The following is a 16,060-nucleotide window of genomic DNA, read 5'->3' as shown; positions in this document are numbered from 1 at the left end:
CGGTTCGACCCTCTAGAGTCGGTCTGTCACGGTTGACGGCGCCGGTCCCGTGCGCCGCGGCGGGACCAGGCGAAGTGCGAGGCCGGTGGAGAACCATGCCGATGTTCGAGGTCGAGGGAGGCCGGTCCACACCGGTCCAGCCGCTCCAGCCTGCGCGCACCTCCTTCGGCACCGAGACCTCGAGCGTCGTCGCCGACCACCTCGACTCGCTGCTCGGTGAGCAGCTGCTCCCCCTGCGGGCCCGCCGTGCCGGCCGCGACGAGCCGCACCTGCTCGCGGTCGACGCCGCGGGCCAGCCCGTGGTCGTCGAGGTCGTCGCGGTGCTCGACGAGGCGGCGTGCATCCGCGCCCTGCGCTACGCGGGTCGCGCGGCCCGCCTGAGCACCCAGGACCTCGCCCAGGCCTACCGCGGCGGCCCGGACCGCTTCGCCGCCCACCTCGCCTCCTTCCGCGAGACCGTGCCGGTCACGAGCCTGCTGTCCCCGTCGGTGCGCAGCGGCAGCCGCCTGCTGCTGGTCTGCTCCGAGGTCGACCACGGCGCCGAGGACGCCCTCGAGTTCCTGCTGCAGCCCGGCTGGCAGGTCGAGGTGCTCCAGGTCGGGGTGATCGAGGGGGCTGACGGCCGCCGCATCGTGGACGTCTCGCCCGTGGTGCGCACCCCGCCGCCGCGGCGAGCCATGGAGCCCACCGCCCTGCACGTGGTCCGCGACGACGAACGGGTGGGGGTGCCGAGCGCCTCGGCCCCCCGCACCTGGCCGGTGCCCCGGGTGCCGACCCCCGACCCCGAGCAGGCCCGCGGCCGAGCCGACACCCCCGTGTGGGACTCGACCTCCCGCTCGTGGGACACCTCGACCCCCTCGCGGGGGACCGCCGCCCTGCAGCCCCGGGTGCCTACCGTCGTCGCGCCGCCCTTCGCGGTGCGCGCCGCGGTCCGTCCGCCCGCCCCCGCCCCCGCCCCTGAGCCGGCCCCGGCCCCCGCGGCGCCCCCGGCGGAGCCCGCCCCGGTGCGCGAACGCGTCTCCGCCCGCGCGCCCGAGCGCTACTCCGCACCGGCACCCGAGCGCGCTCCGGTCCCGCCGACCGAGCCCGCCTCGGCTCCCCGTCCCGCGGCCGACCTGCCCTACGCCTTCACCGGCATCGAGCCGCCGCCCCTGCAGGCCGACCCCGAGCTCGCGGCGCTCGCGGCGCGGATCGGTGAACCTATGGCCCTGGTGTGGATCCGCCTACGGCGCGGGGTGCGCTACGAGGCCCTGCTGCGCCCCGACGGCCTGCTCGAGCTCGTCGACGGCAGCCTGCACGCCGACCCCGATGCAGCAGCGACCGCGGCGAGCGGGGCCGAGAGCGTGGTCGACGGCTGGCGCTCCTGGCGGCTCGGCGACGGGCAGGGGCCGACGCTCGTGGAGGCCCTCAGGCTCTGAGCGAGGGCCGTGGGGGTCCTTCGGTCAGTTCCAGCCGTACGCCGTCAGCCACCGTGACAGCTCGCCGTAGAACCGCTCGCGGGCCGGCCGTGCCGAGAGGGTCAGGTCGTGCAGCCCGCCCGGGATGCGCACCACGGTGACCAGGGGGCCGAGCAGCACCGCGCGCCGGGCCAGGAGGTCGACGTCGAGCACCGTGTCCACCTCGCGCATCTCCTCGCGCCAGCGCGGCAGGATCAGGCTCCGCGCCGAGGCCGCCATGAAGATGGGCAGCGGGAGGTCCAGGCCCCGGGCCACCTGGGCGTGCCCGGTGAGGATGGCCTGGAGCCAGCCGGGCCGGATCGGGAAATACGGGGTCGGTCGCCACGCCTGGTCGTAGGTCCACTCGCCGCCGTGCTCGGCCAGGATCGTGCGCGAGTAGAAGCCCGGGTCGATGTTGAGCATCGGGCTCTTGGGCTGGATCCGTGCGAGCTGCTGCACCACGGGGGTGCTGAGGGTGCGCATCACGCTCGACCCGGTGAGCTCGAGCCAGGGGGAGTTGAGCACCAGCCCCGTGATCCGGCCCGGGTGGCGCCGGGCCCACAGCACCCCGACCAACCCTCCGGTCGAGTGCCCCATGAGCATCACCCGGGCCCGCGGGCCGAGGTCCTCGTGCATCGCCGCGAGGGCGGCGTCGAGGTCCTCGTCGTAGGTCCGCAGGTTGGCGACGTAGTTGGGGGTGTGGTGGGGGCGCAGGCTGCGGCCGTACTTGCGCAGGTCCAGGGCGTAGAAGGCTGCGCCCTGGCCGTGCCAGTACTCGGCGAGGCCGGTCTGGAAGAAGTAGTCGTTCCAGCCGTGGACGTAGAGCACGGCGCGGGCGGCTCGGCGCGGCTCCTCGGCCGGGGGCCGGTATCGCACCACCGTCGCGACGACCTCACCCTCCTCGTCCTCGGGCAGCGGCAGCGTCCTGGACTGGTAGTCGGGTCCCAGGATGTCCTCGACCCACGCCGAAGCAGCGGGGGTGGGCGAGGGCTCCTCGGGCGTCACCGGCGGCACCGTGGTCAGACCGTGAGAACGATCTTGCCGAAGTGCTCCCCGGCGGCGAGGCGGGCGAAGGCCTCGGGGGCCTGGGCCAGGGGCAGGGTCGAGTCGATCGTGGGCCGTAGGCCCGTCCGTGCGCAGAAGCGCAGCAGGGACTCGAGGTCCTCCTTGCTGCCCATCGTCACGCCCTGGACGGTGAGCTGGGTGAAGAAGATCCGCTGGGCCTCCATCGGGCTCGGGTCCCCGGTGGTGGCCCCGGCGACGACGATGGTCCCGCCCGGGCGCACCGAGCGCACCGAGTGGCCCCAGGTCGCGGCCCCCACGGTCTCGATCACGGCGTCGACCCGGGCCGGGACCCGGCTGCCGGGCTCGAGGGCGTGGGCCGCGCCGAGCTCGAGGGCTCGCGCGCGCTTGGCGGGGTCGCGGCTGGTGACGACGACCTCGAGCCCGGCCGCGGCCGCGAGGGCGGTGGCCGCGCTGGCGACGCCGCCCCCGGCCCCCTGGACGAGCACACGGTCACCCGGTCCGAGGCCCGCGCTGGTGAAGAGCATCCGGTACGCCGTCAGCCAGGCGGTGGGCAGGCACGCGGCCTCGGCGAAGCTCAGCTCGGCGGGCTTGGGCACCAGGTTCCAGGTCGGGACGGCGACCTGCTCGGCCAAGGTCCCGGGGTAGGTCTCGGAAAGGATCGACGGGCGCTCCTGGGGCCCGACGCCGTGCCCGGTCCCCCCGACCACGCCGTGCACCACGACCTCCTGCCCGTCGGGGGTGACACCCGCGGCGTCGCAGCCCAGCACCATCGGCAGCCGGTCCGGCGGCAGGCCCACCCCGCGCAGGGACCACAGGTCGTGGTGGTTGAGGCTGGCGGCCCGCACGTCGACCGTGGTCCAGTGCTCGCGCGGCTCGGGCCGGGGCACCTCGCGCACCTCGAGCCCCTCGAGCGGGTTCGCGGGGTCGGTGCGCGCCGCGACGACGGCGGTCATCGTGGCGCTGCCGGCGGGCCCGGCCTCCGCCGGCGCTCGACGTCGGGCGGGGTCCTCGTGCTCGGCGGCCATGGGGCCACCGTAGGCGCTCACAGCAGCGGGAGCACCCGTCCGGGGTCCGGCAGCGAGTCCGAGGTGCGGGTCGGCCGCGGCGCGCCGCTCAGCCCAGGAACCTGCTCAGCCCAGGAACTCAGCCCAGGAACCCGCTCACCAGGGAGCCGACCTGGTCGTGCTCGATGAGGAACCCGTCGTGGCCGAAGTCCGACCGGATCATGTGGTGCCCCGCCGCCCCGGGCAGGGCTGCCGCCATGCGCTCGGACTGCGCGGGGAGGTAGAGACGGTCGGTGTCGACCGCGACGACGAGGGCCTCGGCGGTCACGCGGGACAGCGCGGCGTCGACCCCGCCGCGGCCGCGGCCGACGTCGTGCGAGCAGATCGCCTCGGTGAGGGCCAGGTAGGAGTTGGCGTCGAAGCGCCGGGCGAGCTTGCCCGCGTGGTGGTCGAGGTAGGACTGCACCGCGTACCGGCCGCCACCGCCGAGCGGCTCCTCGCCGCCCTGGGCCAGCTGGCCGAAGCGCTCGTCGAGCTCGATCGCGCTGCGGTACGTGGTGTGTGCGATCTGTCGCGCGACGCCCAGGCCGACGTGGGGGCCCTGGCCGTCGCCGACGTCGTAGTAGTCGCCCCCGCGCCAGGCGGCGTCCCCGCGGATGGCCTCGAGCTGGGTGTGGGCCCACGCGATCTGGTCCCCGGTGGACTGGGCCGTGGTCGCGATGGGCGCGATACGACGCACCCGGTCGGGGGCCATCACCCCCCACTCGAGCACCCGCATGCCGCCCATCGACGCGCCGATCACGAGCGCCCAGGACGGGATGCCGAGGGCGTCGGTCAGGGCGAGCTCGGTGCGCACCTGGTCCCGCACGCTCACGTACGGGAACCGGCCGCCCCAGGGGCGTCCGTCGGGGGCCGTGCTCGCGGGACCGGTGGTGCCCTGGCAGCCGCCCAGCACGTTGGGGGCGACGACGAACCAGCGGTCGGTGTCGATCGGGCGCCCCGGGCCCACGAGGGTGTCCCACCAGCCCGCGGTGGCGTGCCCGGGCGCGGCAGGCCCGGCCAGGTGGGAGTCCCCGGTCAGGGCGTGCAGGACCAGCACGGCGTTGTCCCGCGAGGGGGACAGGGTTCCCCAGGTCTCGTAGGCGACCCGCACCGCGGGCAGGTGGCCGCCGGCCTCGAGGTCGAGGGGGCCGAGGTCCGCGAACTGCCGGTCCCCGACCGGGTCGCCCTCGCGCCACGCCCCGCTGGCCGGCACCGGGGCGCCGGTCGACCACGCCGCGGCGGGCCGGGACAGGCTCGTGGAGTCGGTGTGCACGGTGTGCCAACCTACGTCCCCGCCCCGTCCGGGGCGCGGGCTGTCCACGAGGAGGCGCGAGGGCGAGGTCATCAGGCCTCCTTGGCCGCTCGGAACCCGGCGTCGAGGTCGGCCAGGATGTCGTCGAGGTGCTCGATGCCCACCGCGAGCCGCACCAGGCCCGGCGTGATCCCCGAGGCAGCCTGCTCCTCGGGGGTCAGCTGGCTGTGCGTGGTCGAGGCCGGGTGGATCACCAGCGAGCGCACGTCACCGATGTTGGCGACGTTGGAGTGCAGCTCGAGGGCGTCCACGAAGGCCTGGCCCGCCTCGGCCCCGCCCGCGAGCTCGAAGGCCACCACGGCCCCGGCCCCGCGCGGGGCGTACTTGAGCGCGTTGGCGTGCCACGGGCTCGAGGGCAGCCCGGCGTAGTGCACCTGCTCGACCTCGTCCCGGGCCTCGAGCCACTCGGCCACGGCCTGGGCGTTGGCCACGTGCCGCTCCATGCGCAGGGACAGGGTCTCGACCCCCTGGGCGATGAGGAAGGCGTTGAACGGGGAGATCGCCGAGCCGAGGTCACGCAGCAGCTGGACCCGCGCCTTGAGCACGAAGGAGAGGTTGACGCCGAAGATGCCGTCGACCCCCAGGTCCCGTCCGTACACGAGGCCGTGGTAGCTCGGGTCGGGGGTGTTGTAGGCGGGGAACCGCTCCGGATCGCGCGTGAAGTCGAAGGTGCCCGCGTCGACGATCACCCCGCCGATCGCGGTGCCGTGGCCGCCCAGGTACTTGGTCGCCGAGTGCACGACGACGTCGGCCCCGTGCTCGATCGGGCGGATGAGGAAGGGCGTGGCGACCGTGTTGTCGACCACGAGCGGGACGCCGACCTCGTGGGCGATGCCCGCGACGGTCTCGATGTCGAGCACGTCGGACTGCGGATTCGGGATGGTCTCGCCGAAGAAGAGCTTGGTGTTGGGCTGCACCGCGTCCCGCCAGGCCTGCGGGTCGTGCGGGTCGGTCACGAAGGTGGTCGTGATGCCCAGGCGGGGCAGGGTGTAGTGCAGCAGGTTGTACGTGCCGCCGTACAGGCTCGGGCTCGCGACGACGTGGTCACCGGCCTCGGCGATGTTGAGGATCGCGAAGGTCTCGGCGGCCTGGCCCGAGGCGAGCAGCAGCGCGCCCACCCCGCCCTCGAGGGAGGCGAGGCGGTCCTCGACGGCCTGCTGGGTGGGGTTGCCGATGCGGGTGTAGATCGGGCCCAGGTCCTTGAGGGCGAACCGGTCGGCCGCCGTCGAGGCGTCGGGGAACACGAAGGAGGTGGTCTGGTAGATCGGCAGGGCGCGGGCGCCCGTCGCCTCGTCGGGGGTCTGGCCGGCGTGGATCTGGCGGGTCTCGAAGGACCACTGGGGTGCGGTGCTCATGCGGGGCTCCTGGGGTGACCGCGGGGTACCAGAGCCAGCGTGCTGACCCTGGCCGGACCGCGAGGGGTCGGGGACAGGTGTGCACGTGGGGTTCGGCGACCGTCAGCCCTGGTCCGCGACCTCGTCCGCAGCGATGCGGGAGGAGCGGGGCCCGGGTGCGGGCACACCACCGAACGTGCGCAGGGTCAGCGGCACATTCGGCAGGTCATGGCCAGGACAGTACGACGCCGTGCTGCTCCGGTGATACGGGCATCTCGGGATCTGGGACGTGGGAGCGTGCGGTGCGGCGGACGCTGGGCCGAACGGGTCACGTCAGGGCGATATGTCCCGATGTGACGGGTGGGGTCGCTGTGAATCGTGTGACTGCTGTTCCCTTGTGGGACGGGGGTGAGTAGCGTCGCCCGTGCCGACCGGCGGAGAACGCAGGGGCAGGAACGTGCTGGGCCGAGGGCGCAGCGCAGGTCGAGAGGACATCAGACAGTGATCAGGGCCCGGTCCACGGGACGGCGCGTCGCGCTCGTCGCCGCAGTCGTCCTGGCCGGCGGGCTGGCTGTCACGCCGGCCGCGGCCGACCCCGGTGCCCCCTCCGAGGAGGACGTCCGCGACGCGCGCAGCGCCGTCGCCTCGACCGCCTCGGTGGTCGCGCAGATCGAGACCGAGCTCGCCGCGCGCTCCGCCGCCCTCGACTCCGCGTGGGCCGCGGTCTCCGACGCCGCAGAGAACTACACCGAGGCCACCGTCGAGCGAGACGCCGCCGCCCGGGAGGCCGTCGACGCGGCCGAGCGTCACGCCGCCGCGCAGGAGCAGGTCGAGGCCGCCCGCGCCCACCTCGGGACCATCGCGATGCAGGCCTACCGGTCCGGCGGGTCGATGGACACCCTCGGCGCGATGCTCTCCTCGGACGGCATCGAGGACCTCCTCGCGAGGACCTCGGCCCTCGACCGCCTGGGCGACCGCGCCGAGCGCGCCGTCCAGCAGCTCCAGGCCGCCGACCTCGTCTCCCAGACCCTCGCCACCCGCGCCGAGGCCGCCGCCGAGCGGGCCGAGGCCACCGCGACCGGGGCGGCCGACGCCCTCGCCGAGGCCGAGCGCACCCAGGCCGCGGCCGAGGAGCAGGTCGCGACGGTCGCCACCGAGCGTGACGCCCTCATCACCGAGCTCGCCGCGCTGCGGCAGACTTCGGTCGAGGTCGAGCGCAGCAGGCAGGACGCCCTCGAGGCCGAGCGCACCCGTCGCGAGGAGGCAGCCGCTGCCGCCGACCGCGGCGTCCCGCCCGAGGTCTCGACCCCGGCCCCGCCCGCCGCCGGTGGCAGTGGCGGTGGCGGTGGCTCGAGCGCGCCGGCGACCCCGGCCACGCCGAGCACGCCGGCCACGCCCAGCACGCCCGCGCCGAGCACCCCGGCGCCCAGCACGCCTCCGAGCACCCCGGCACCGCCCTCGACCACCCCGGCGCCGACCACGCCGGCCCCGCCGCCTGCGCCGACCACCCCGCCGCCGGCGCCGACCACCCCGCCCGCTGCGGACCCCTACGGCCTGGGCACGGGCTCGGCCCGAGGCTCAGCAGGCCAGGGGCAGAGCGCGGTCGCCTGGGCGCTCACCCAGGTCGGCAAGGCCTACGCCTGGGGCGGCACCGGCCCCGACGGGTACGACTGCTCGGGCCTGACCTCCTCGGCCTGGGCCAACGCCGGGCTGAGCATCAACCGCACCTCGCGCGACCAGTACCGCCAGGTGCGCAAGATCAGCTACGACAGCATGCGTCCCGGGGACCTGATCTTCTACGGAAGCAACGGCAAGGACCCGGGCAGCATCGGCCACGTCGCGATGTTCGTCGGCAACGGCCAGATGGTCGAGGCCCCGCGGCCCGGCGTCAACGTCCGGGTCACCGCGATCCGGTGGTCGGGGACGATGCCCTACGCCGGTCGTCCCTGACGCACGCGCCGCACGACAGTGCCCCGCCGGTCCCCCTGAGGGGCCCGACGGGGCACGGTCGCGACACCGCCCAGGCGGTGCGGCTCAGATCGAGTGGTGGCCCCCGTCGATCGCACGCTGACGCGAGCGCTCGATCTCGGCCTCGGCCGCGGCGCGGTCCACCCAGTGCGCGCCCTCGACGGACTTGCCCGGCTCGAGGTCCTTGTAGACCTCGAAGAAGTGCTGGATCTCGAGGCGGTGGAACTCGCTGACGTCGTCGATGTCCTGACGCCACGAGGCGCGCTGGTCGCCCGTCGGGACGCACAGCACCTTGTCGTCGCCGCCGGCCTCGTCGCGCATGCGGAACATGCCCAGGGCACGGCAACGGATCAGGCACCCCGGGAAGGTCGGCTCCTCGAGCAGCACCAGGGCGTCGAGCGGGTCGCCGTCCTCGCCCAGGGTCCCGTCGATGAACCCGTAGTCGTCGGGGTACCGCGTCGAGGTGAAGAGCATGCGGTCCAGACGGATACGACCGGTCTCGTGGTCGACCTCGTACTTGTTGCGCTGGCCCTTGGGGATCTCGATCGTGACGTCGAACTCCACAGGTTCTCCTTCGTGGCCGACCACCGGGCCTGGACGAGGCGGTCGGTCGGGCGGTTCGGTGCGGGAGCACGTGCGCGGGGCCGCGCGCGGGCAAGGGTGACGTTACGCCAGGCGGGACCATGGTCCCGCACCCAGCGGGTCGGCGCGATGCGCGTCGACCCGGAGAATAGTCTGACCCGGTCCCACCCGGGGCGAGGGGTGAGAGGGAGGACCGATGGCACGGCGTGCAGCGCTCGCGGCGGGGGTCGTCACGGGCGTCCTGGTGCTCGGCGCCGGGGGCTACGTCGCGGCTGACGCCTACGACCTGGTCCCGGGGTTCCTGACCCTCGAGCCCGTGCCGGACCCGCCGCAGCCCTTCCCGACGATTCCCGGGGCCGTCGAGGCCCCCGAGCTCGAGCCGGTCCTGAGCGAGGCGGACCCCTCGGCCCCGGTGCCCGACGCCGCCGAGCTCACGGCCCTCGCCGAGGCCGCCGCCGACCACGTCTGGATGGGTGACTCCGTCGGCATCGTCGTGGCCGACCAGCTCACCGGTGAGGTGCTCGTGGACCTCGACGGCGACCAGCCTCACGTCCCGGCGTCGACCGCGAAGGTCGCCACCGGTGCGGCCGTCCTCAGCGCCCTGGGCCCCGACGCGACGCTGACCACCTCCGTGGTGCAGGGCCCGGGCGGCAGGCTCGTGCTGGTAGGAGGCGGGGACGTCATGCTCGCCGCCGGCGCGGGGGACCCCGAGGCCACCAACGGCCGCGCGGGCCTCGCCGACCTCGCCGCCGAGGTGGCCCGCCAGCTACGGCTCGCCGGCGTCACCGAGGTCACCCTCGGCGTCGACGACACGCTGTTCTCGGGCCCGCAGGCCGCGCCCGGCTGGGGCGAGGACGTGATCAGCCTCGGCTTCGTCGCCCCGGTGACCGCTCTCGCGGTCAACATCGCCAAGACCAGGGACGAGCCGTACCCGCCGCGGCACGCCGATCCGTCGCTGCACGCGGGGGAGACCCTCGCCGGCCTCCTGCGTGAGCAGGGTGTCGTCGTCACCGGGTCGGTCGGGCGCGAGGTGGCCCCCGCCGGGGCGCGCACGGTCGGCACGGTCGAGTCGGCCCCCCTGCGCGAGGTCGTCCGGTACGCGCTGCACACCTCCGACAACACGGTGACCGAGGTCCTCGGCCGGATGGTGGCCGTCGAGCGAGGGCTGCCCGGGAGCTTCCAGGGGGCCACCCGGGCCGTGCTCGCCGAGCTCGGGCGGCTCGGGCTCGACACCGACGGAGCCGCGCTGGCGGACACGAGCGGGCTGGCCGACGGGTCGCTGCTGTCCCCGGCGCTCCTGGTGGACCTCGTGCTGCACGCGGCCGACCCGCAGAACGCGGCCCTCCTGCCTGCGGCGGTCGACCTGCCCGTCGCCGGCTGGCAGGGCACCCTCGAAGACCGGCTCGGCCAGTCACCGGCCCGGGGGCTGGTCCGAGCCAAGACCGGGAGCCTTCCCGGGGTGACCTCCCTCGCCGGGACCGTGGTGACGCCGTCGGGCCGCTCGCTGGTCTTCGCGGTGATCGCCGACGACACCCCGCCGGGAGGTCAGCTCGGTCCGCGCCGTGTGATCGACACCTTCGTCCAGCAGCTCGCGGGGTGCGGCTGCGACCTGCCCCGGTGACCCCGGCCTGAGCAGCCCGGGGTGCGCCGCACGGCTACCGTGAGCGGATGACCTCCGCGAGCGGTTCTGCGTCGGCCGGTCGGGGTGACGCCGACCCGGCTGCGCCGCCGCGCCTCGAGCTCGACTGGGAGGTCGCCGGCCGGTGGGGTGGTCGTCTCGCGTCCCCGGGGCCCACCCCGTCCCGCGGAGAGCTCGAGGCCCTCGTGGCCGACCTGCACGCCAGCGCCGGGCTCGCGCGGCCCCTCGCCCTCCAGGCCTCCCGGCTCGGGACCGCCCTCGAGAGGGTCGGGGCGACCGAGTCCCGCGCCCGGGTCCTCGTGGTGGACCGGGCTGGCTGGTCCCGGGCGGCGGCGCAGTCCTTCGCCGGGCTCACCGCCCCGAGCCAGGGGCACCCCGGTACCGGGACCGACGCGACGGACCCGGCCGACGGGCTGCCCGTCCCGGACCAGCCCGGCGCCTCGCGCGGCCTGGGGCGCGCGATCGCGGGGGCCAGGGCGGTGCCCGTCACGGCCCAGGCCGCGGGCCTGCTCGGGCTCCTCGCAGGACGCGTGCTGGGGCAGTTCGACCCGTTCGCCCCGGCCGCGGGTCCGGCCGGTCGGCTGCTCCTGGTGGCCCCCAACGTGCTGCGCACCGAACGCGCCCTCGCGGCCGACCGGGCCGACTTCCGGCTCTGGGTCTGCGTGCACGAGCAGACCCACGCGCTGCAGTTCGCCGCAGCCCCCTGGCTGGTCGACCACCTGCGCCGCGAGATCGCTGCCCTCGCCGAGGAGGTGGCCGGGAGCTCGGCCGGCCAGGACCTCGCCATGGCCGTCGCGCGAGGCCTGCGGGCGTTGCGCACCGGGGCCGAGGACCCCGAGGACTGGAGCATGCTCGACCTCGTGCTCGACGAGGCCCAGCGGGACCGCGTCGCGCAGGTCACGGCCGTCATGTCCCTGCTCGAGGGCCATGCCGACGTCACGATGGACGCCGTGGGCCGACGGTGGATCCCGACCGTGCGGCGGCTGCGGGCCCGGATGGAGGCCCGACGGCGGACCGCGACCGGCGTCGACCGCTGGTTGCGTCGGCTCGTGGGCATGGACGCCAAGCTCGCCCAGTACCGCCGCGGCGCCGCCTTCGTGCGGGGCGTGCGTCGAGCGGCCGGGCGCGACGCCCTCGACGCAGCCTGGGCCGGGCCCGAGGGGCTGCCCACGGCCCGCGAGGTCGTCGACCCGAGCGCCTGGGTCCGGCGGGTGCACGGGTGACCCAGGCTCGTCGTGACCGGGCCTGATCCCGCGGTCGCCGCGGTCCGGGGCGCGGTCCGTGCGGCCCTCGCCGACCTGCCCCGCGGCAGTCTCGTCCTGGTCGCGTGCTCTGGCGGGGCGGACTCGACGGCCCTCGCGGCCGGGGCGGCCTTCGTGGGCCCGCGGGGAGGGCTGCGCGTGGGTGCCGTCGTGGTCGACCACGGGCTCCAGCAGGGCAGCGAGGAGGTCGCCGAGCGGGCCGCGCTGACCTGCCGTGAGCTCGGCCTGGGGCCGGTCGACGTCGTGCGCGTCCTGGTCGTCGCTGCGGGCGGCCCCGAGGCCGCTGCGCGCACAGCGAGGTACGCGGCCCTCGAGGACAGCGCCCGGGCCCACGGCGCCGCCGCCGTGCTCCTCGGTCACACCCGGGACGACCAGGCCGAGACGGTCCTCCTCGCCCTCGCCCGGGGGTCCGGTGCGCGTTCCCTCGCCGGGATGCCCGCGCGACGAGGGGTGCTGCGCCGTCCGCTGCTCGACCTGCGGCGCGTGGACACCGAGCGGGCGTGCGCGGCCCAGGGGCTCGCGGTCTGGCACGACCCGACCAACCAGTCCGGTCCCGGCGCCCCGCGGCGCAGCGAGGTGCGGCACCGGGTGCTCCCGCTGCTCGAGGAGGTGCTCGGCCCGGGCGTCACCGAGGCCCTGGCCCGCACCGCCGACCAGCTCCGCGAGGACGCCGACCATCTCGACGCCGCGGCGCACGCCCTCCTCGACGAGGCCCGCGTCGACGAGGCCCGCGTGGACCAGGCCTGCGGCGACGGGGCCCACGGGGGCCACGGGGGTGCGGCAGGCCTGGACCCGGAGGTGCTCCTGCGTGCCCCGGCCGCGCTGCGCCGCCGCGTACTGCGGGTCGCCTGCCTCGAGGCGGGGGTGCCTGCGGGGTCCCTGCACCGGGTCCACGTGCTCGCGGTCGAGGCCCTCGTGGTGGCCTGGCGCGGCCAGGGCCCAGTCGCTCTGCCCGGAGGGGGCGAGGCACGGCGCCGGTGTGGCAGGCTGACCGTCACCGGGCCCGCACGCCCGGGCTAGGCAGGACCGTCATCGGCGGGGCGTCACCACGCGCCGCCGCCAGCAGGCCAGGACGAGGAGCAGCGACCGGTGGATCCAGCGGACATGGGTGACGACCTCGAGCGGGTGCTCCTGAGCGAGGAGCAGCTCGGAGCCCGTCTCGACGAGATCGCCGCTCAGATCGACGCCGACTACGCCGGGCGGGACCTCCTGCTGGTGGGGGTCCTCAAGGGTGCGGTGATGGTCATGGCCGACCTCTCGCGTCGCCTGCACTCCTCGGTCGAGATGGACTGGATGGCGGTCTCCTCCTACGGCGCGGGGACGACGTCCTCGGGAGTCGTGCGGATCCTCAAGGACCTCGACGCCGACCTGACCGGCCGCGACGTGCTGATCGTCGAGGACATCATCGACTCGGGCCTGACCCTCTCCTGGTTGCTCGCGAACCTGCGCTCGCGTGGCCCGGCCTCGGTCGAGATCGCCACCATGCTGCGCAAGCCGGAGGCGGCCAAGGTCGAGGTGGACGTGCGCTACGTGGGCTTCGACATCCCGACCGACTTCGTCGTGGGCTACGGCCTGGACTACGCCGAGAAGTACCGCAACCTGCCCTTCGTCGGGACCCTCGCCCCGCACGTCTACGGCGACTGAGCCCCGCCCGTCCTGCCCTGGGCGAACAGCGGCCAGGATCCCCAGGTCCACGGGGTAACGTGCTCGCCAGACTGCCCCGCGATCAGGAGGGATAGGGCTCTGCCCCGTCGCCCATGAACCTCAAGCGCCTCACCCGTGGTCCCGTGCTGTGGATCGTGCTGGCGGTGACCATCCTCTGGGTGGCCGCGGCCTCCTTCATGTCCGAGGGGGTCCAGCGGATCGACACCTCCGAGGGCCTCGAGCTGCTCGCGGGGGACACGGTCGAGCAGGCCCTGATCACCGACGGTCAGCAGCGGGTCGACCTCACCCTCACCGAGGACTTCGGGGACTCCGGCCGCAACGTCCAGTTCTACTACGTGGCCCCGCAGGGGCCCGACGTGGTCGACGCGGTCGTCGGGGCGGACCTCGAGGGTGGCTACAACTCCGAGGTCCCGCAGACCTCGTGGTGGGCCAGCCTGCTCGGGCTGATGCTCCCGCTGATCATCCTCATCGCCCTGTTCTGGTTCATCATGTCCCGCATGCAGGGCGGCGGCTCGCGCGTCATGCAGTTCGGCAAGTCCAAGGCCAAGCTCGTCTCGAAGGAGACGCCGCAGGTCAGCTTCGCCGACGTGGCCGGGGTCGACGAGGCGGTCGAGGAGCTCCAGGAGATCAAGGAGTTCCTCTCCGACCCGACCAAGTTCCAGGCCGTGGGCGCGAAGATTCCCAAGGGCGTGCTGCTCTACGGCCAGCCGGGTACCGGCAAGACCCTGCTGGCCCGTGCCGTCGCCGGCGAGGCAGGGGTGCCGTTCTACTCGATCTCGGGCTCGGACTTCGTCGAGATGTTCGTCGGCGTGGGCGCCAGCCGTGTGCGTGACCTCTTCACGCAGGCCAAGGAGAACTCGCCCGCCATCATCTTCATCGACGAGATCGACGCCGTCGGCCGGCACCGCGGCGCCGGCATGGGCGGCGGGCACGACGAGCGCGAGCAGACCCTCAACCAGATGCTGGTCGAGATGGACGGCTTCGACGCGACCGCCAACGTCATCCTCATCGCGGCGACCAACCGCCCCGACATCCTCGACCCGGCCCTGCTGCGCCCCGGGCGCTTCGACCGCCAGGTGACCGTGGACGCCCCGGACCTCAAGGGCCGCGAGCAGATCCTGCGGGTGCACTCCCAGGGCAAGCCCATGGCCCCCGACGTCGACCTGCACGCGGTCGCCAAGCGCACGCCGGGCTTCACGGGGGCGGACCTCGCGAACGTGCTCAACGAGGCAGCGCTGCTCACCGCGCGCACCAACGGGCAGGTCGTGGGCAACCACGAGCTCGACGAGGCGATCGACCGCGTCATCGCCGGCCCGCAGAAGCGGACCCGGCTGATGAACGAGAAGGAGAAGAAGATCACGGCGTACCACGAGGGTGGTCACGCCCTGGTGGCCGCGGCCCTGCGCTACACCGACCCGGTCACCAAGGTCACGATCCTTCCCCGCGGCCGTGCCCTGGGCTACACGATGGTGATGCCCGCCGAGGACAAGTACTCGACCACCCGCAACGAGCTCCTGGACCAGCTCGCCTACGCGATGGGTGGCCGGGTCGCCGAGGAGATCGTCTTCCACGACCCCACCACGGGGGCGTCCAACGACATCGAGAAGGCCACGGCGATCGCCCGCAAGATGGTCACCCAGTACGGCATGAGCGAGAAGGTCGGCGCGGTCAAGCTGGGCCAGGACAGCGGCGAGGTCTTCATGGGCCGCGACATGGGCCACGGCCGCGACTACTCCGAGCAGGTCGCCGGGGTGGTCGACGTCGAGGTGCGGCGCCTGATGGACTTCGCCCACGACGAGGCCTACGAGATCCTCAACGCCTACCGTGACGTCCTGGACGCGCTGGTCCTCGAGCTCCTCGAGCGCGAGACCCTCAACCAGGCCGAGATCGCCGAGGTCTTCGAGGCCGTGGTCAAGCGCGAACCCCGGGACGTGTGGATCTCGGGCCCGGGGCGCTCCGTCTCGCCGCTGCCCCCGGTGCAGAGCCCGCGTGAGCGCGCCGCAGCCAACGGTGCCCCGGTCGTCCCCCAGGACGAGGCCGCGGCCGCCAAGGACGAGCACCCCGCGCGGCCGATCGGCGAGGTGCCCCCCGGCGGCACCGTGGACCCGGGGCGCTGAGGACCGTGGCGCACACGGCCGACGAGGTCTCGCTGCCCGGGGAGGCTCCCGGCGCTCCTCAGCTCCCGTACGACGCCGAGAGGGCGGAGCGCGCGGTGCGCGAGCTGCTCCTCGCGGTCGGCGAGGACCCGGACCGCGACGGGCTGCAGGAGACCCCCGCCCGGGTGGCGCGGGCCTACGCCGAGACCTTCGCCGGGCTGTACCAGGACCCGCGCGAGGTGCTCTCGACCACCTTCGACCTCGGGCACGAGGAGATGATCCTGGTCAAGGACATCGCGGTGTACTCGACCTGCGAGCACCACCTGGTGCCCTTCCACGGCGTCGCGCACGTGGGGTACATCCCCGGGGCCGACGGGCGGATCACGGGGCTCTCGAAGATCGCGCGCCTGGTGGACCTCTACGCCCGACGGCCCCAGGTCCAGGAGCGGCTCACCACCCAGGTGGCCGACGCCCTGGTCGAGGTCCTCGCCCCCCGCGGGGTGCTGGTGGTCGTCGAGTGCGAGCACCTGTGCATGTCGATGCGTGGGGTGCGCAAGCCCGGCTCGCGCACGGTCACCTCGGCCGTCCGGGGCCAGATGCGCGACGTCGCGACCCGGGCCGAGGCCATGAGCCTGGTCCTCGGGCGCTGACCCGGCCCTAGGGTGGTCCCGTGACGTCCGACCGCCACCCCGCG

13 protein-coding genes are annotated in these 16,060 nt (G+C 74.7%); 8 read left to right on the top strand and 5 right to left on the bottom strand.

The features are described from left to right. Positions 1 to 95 precede the first annotated feature (95 nt). Positions 96 to 1,418 carry a restriction system modified-DNA reader domain-containing protein gene (locus J4G33_RS17645; RefSeq protein WP_208056682.1) on the top strand — a complete coding sequence of 441 codons (1,323 nt, stop codon included), beginning with the start codon at positions 96 to 98 and terminating at the stop codon, positions 1,416 to 1,418. Positions 1,419 to 1,442: 24 nt separating this feature from the next. Here the strand turns inward: J4G33_RS17645 and J4G33_RS14380 are convergent, their stop codons facing one another. The 4 genes from J4G33_RS14380 to J4G33_RS14365 form a co-directional block, all read right to left on the bottom strand. Continuing rightward, positions 1,443 to 2,441: an alpha/beta hydrolase gene (locus J4G33_RS14380; RefSeq protein ID WP_307793918.1), complete on the bottom strand. Its 999-nt coding sequence runs from the start codon at positions 2,439 to 2,441 to the stop codon at positions 1,443 to 1,445. Positions 2,442 to 2,455: 14 nt separating this feature from the next. Beyond that, entirely contained in the window at positions 2,456 to 3,415 is a 960-nt protein-coding gene (locus J4G33_RS14375) for a zinc-binding dehydrogenase (RefSeq protein WP_208056762.1), read from the bottom strand. A 190-nt stretch (positions 3,416 to 3,605) separates the two neighbouring features. Beyond that, a complete protein-coding gene (metX, locus tag J4G33_RS14370) occupies positions 3,606 to 4,853 on the bottom strand; it encodes a homoserine O-acetyltransferase MetX (RefSeq protein ID WP_208056681.1) in 1,248 nt (415 codons plus the stop codon). Next, the gene (locus tag J4G33_RS14365) at positions 4,853 to 6,175 is read right to left on the bottom strand and encodes a bifunctional o-acetylhomoserine/o-acetylserine sulfhydrylase (protein ID WP_208056680.1); all 1,323 of its coding nucleotides are present in this window, start codon (positions 6,173 to 6,175) and stop codon (positions 4,853 to 4,855) included. Before J4G33_RS14365 ends, metX begins: the two co-directional genes overlap by 1 nt. 480 nt (positions 6,176 to 6,655) lie before the next feature. Between J4G33_RS14365 and J4G33_RS14360 the strand changes: the two genes are divergently transcribed. Next, positions 6,656 to 8,104, top strand: a complete 1,449-nt coding sequence (locus J4G33_RS14360) for a C40 family peptidase (RefSeq protein ID WP_208056679.1) — start codon at positions 6,656 to 6,658, stop codon at positions 8,102 to 8,104. 84 nt (positions 8,105 to 8,188) lie between these two features. Here the strand turns inward: J4G33_RS14360 and J4G33_RS14355 are convergent, their stop codons facing one another. Continuing rightward, on the bottom strand, positions 8,189 to 8,686 hold the full coding sequence (locus J4G33_RS14355; RefSeq protein ID WP_208056678.1) for an inorganic diphosphatase: 498 nt from the start codon (positions 8,684 to 8,686) through the stop codon (positions 8,189 to 8,191). 214 nt (positions 8,687 to 8,900) lie between these two features. Here J4G33_RS14355 and dacB point away from each other — a divergent pair, with 214 nt between their 5' ends. The 6 genes from dacB (at position 8,901) to folE (ending at position 16,016) form a co-directional block, all read left to right on the top strand. Continuing rightward, positions 8,901 to 10,325 carry a D-alanyl-D-alanine carboxypeptidase/D-alanyl-D-alanine endopeptidase gene (gene dacB, locus J4G33_RS14350; protein WP_208056677.1) on the top strand — a complete coding sequence of 475 codons (1,425 nt, stop codon included), beginning with the start codon at positions 8,901 to 8,903 and terminating at the stop codon, positions 10,323 to 10,325. Positions 10,326 to 10,372: 47 nt separating this feature from the next. Then, positions 10,373 to 11,566: an Rv3626c family coenzyme F420 biosynthesis-associated protein gene (locus tag J4G33_RS14345; protein WP_208056676.1), complete on the top strand. Its 1,194-nt coding sequence runs from the start codon at positions 10,373 to 10,375 to the stop codon at positions 11,564 to 11,566. Positions 11,567 to 11,578: 12 nt separating this feature from the next. Continuing rightward, positions 11,579 to 12,625, top strand: a complete 1,047-nt coding sequence (tilS, locus tag J4G33_RS14340; RefSeq protein WP_208056675.1) for a tRNA lysidine(34) synthetase TilS — start codon at positions 11,579 to 11,581, stop codon at positions 12,623 to 12,625. A gap of 69 nt (positions 12,626 to 12,694) precedes the next feature. Further along, positions 12,695 to 13,249 carry a hypoxanthine phosphoribosyltransferase gene (gene hpt / locus J4G33_RS14335; protein ID WP_208056674.1) on the top strand — a complete coding sequence of 185 codons (555 nt, stop codon included), beginning with the start codon at positions 12,695 to 12,697 and terminating at the stop codon, positions 13,247 to 13,249. A gap of 113 nt (positions 13,250 to 13,362) precedes the next feature. Then, entirely contained in the window at positions 13,363 to 15,387 is a 2,025-nt protein-coding gene (gene ftsH, locus J4G33_RS14330; protein WP_208056673.1) for an ATP-dependent zinc metalloprotease FtsH, read from the top strand. Positions 15,388 to 15,419: 32 nt separating this feature from the next. Next, positions 15,420 to 16,016, top strand: a complete 597-nt coding sequence (gene folE, locus J4G33_RS14325; protein ID WP_208056761.1) for a GTP cyclohydrolase I FolE — start codon at positions 15,420 to 15,422, stop codon at positions 16,014 to 16,016. The last annotated feature ends 44 nt before the right edge of the window (positions 16,017 to 16,060 follow it).

Source organism: Actinotalea soli (assembly GCF_017565425.1).
Taxonomy (GTDB): Bacteria; Actinomycetota; Actinomycetes; order Actinomycetales; family Cellulomonadaceae; genus Actinotalea; species Actinotalea soli.
The sequence above is the reverse complement of the archived record's forward strand: the minus strand, read 5'-3'. Positions and strand labels throughout refer to the sequence as shown.

Bases quoted from the DNA above. Each gene is read 5' to 3' on its own strand.
- ftsH (WP_208056673.1), top strand. From the start codon at position 13,363: ATGAACCTCAAGCGCCTCACCCGTGGTCCCGTGCTGTGGATCGTGCTG.
- J4G33_RS14365 (WP_208056680.1), bottom strand. From the start codon at position 6,175: ATGAGCACCGCACCCCAGTGGTCCTTCGAGACCCGCCAGATCCACGCC.
- metX (WP_208056681.1), bottom strand. From the start codon at position 4,853: ATGACCTCGCCCTCGCGCCTCCTCGTGGACAGCCCGCGCCCCGGACGG.
- J4G33_RS14375 (WP_208056762.1), bottom strand. From the start codon at position 3,415: ATGACCGCCGTCGTCGCGGCGCGCACCGACCCCGCGAACCCGCTCGAG.
- dacB (WP_208056677.1), top strand. From the start codon at position 8,901: ATGGCACGGCGTGCAGCGCTCGCGGCGGGGGTCGTCACGGGCGTCCTG.
- J4G33_RS14345 (WP_208056676.1), top strand. From the start codon at position 10,373: ATGACCTCCGCGAGCGGTTCTGCGTCGGCCGGTCGGGGTGACGCCGAC.
- J4G33_RS17645 (WP_208056682.1), top strand. From the start codon at position 96: ATGCCGATGTTCGAGGTCGAGGGAGGCCGGTCCACACCGGTCCAGCCG.